The 1,112-nt window shown below is 61.7% G+C and carries 1 protein-coding gene; it reads right to left on the bottom strand.

Going from position 1 to position 1,112, the window contains the following annotated elements:
• On the bottom strand, positions 1 to 1,061 hold a 1,061-nt coding region (locus AC6CID_RS25025; RefSeq protein ID WP_498354669.1), incomplete at its 3' end, for an IS630 family transposase.
• Between the last annotated feature and the right edge of the window lie 51 nt (positions 1,062 to 1,112).

Below are 1,112 nucleotides of genomic sequence, written 5' to 3'. Positions count from 1 at the left end.
TGGTCCGTGGTTGAAGTGTCTTGCCGATCAGCCTTGGCCAGGATCTGGTCGGCTGTCTTGGTCCACACGAACGGAGCGCATCGGGTGTTCCAGCCAGTGATGAACGCACGGATCTTGGCGTTCAGTTCCTTGACACTGCCGAAGGTGCCGCGATGAATAGCTTGCCGTTCGATGATGCCGAACCACACCTCGACCAGGTTCATCCACGACGCGGAGGTCGGGGTGAAATGCACATGGAATCGAGGATGTTCGGCCAGCCAGGCTCGGATTTCGGCCTTCTTGTGGGTGGCGTAGTTGTCCATCACCAAATGCAGATCTTGTTCCGGATATGCCCGGTCGAGATGCCGAAGAAAGGTGAGGAACTCTTGATGACGATGCCGGGGTCGACACAGTCCGGTGACCTTGCCGGTAGCGATGTCGAGAGCTGCGAACAACGTCGACGTGCCGTGCCGAACGTAGTCGTGGGTGCGTTTCTCGACCGAACCGATCCGCATCGGCAGCATCGGCGCGGTCCGGTCCAGCGCCTGGATCTGCGACTTCTCATCCACACACAACACAATCGCGTTCTCCGGCGGGGCGAGATACAAACCGACGACGTCGGTGACCTTGGCGACCAGTTCCGGGTCGGTAGAGAACTTGAATGTTTCACTGCGCCAAGGCTTGACACCGTACTCACGCCACGCCGCGGCCACCGTGGTGTTGTCGATACCGAGATGCTTCCCGAGCAATCGACTGCTCCAATGCGTGACCCCGTACTTCTTCGGCGGCGGCGCGAGCGTCGCGGCGACGACCTTCGCGTGATCAACACTGCGGGGCCGACCCGAGCGGTGCACGTCGACCAGGCCAGCGATCCCCGCCTGCTCGTACCGACTGCGCCACAGAGTCACCGTCGGCCGCGACACCCCGACCGTGTGCGCGATCTGCGTGTTGGACTCGCCGTCGGCCGCAAGCAGCATCATCCGTGCTCGCCGTGCCACGTCCGCACGGACGGCCTTGGAGCGGACCAACGCAGCCAGCTCGTCTCGATCCCCGTCATGCAACACCAAAGGAGCAACTCGCATGCCGCAGTATCTCAAACCTGACCGCAAAACTACTTTTCCCACGCCGCACTA

It is taken from the genome of Rhodococcus sp. GQ147, assembly GCF_059759155.1.
This window is presented reverse-complemented; position numbering and strand designations above follow the sequence as displayed.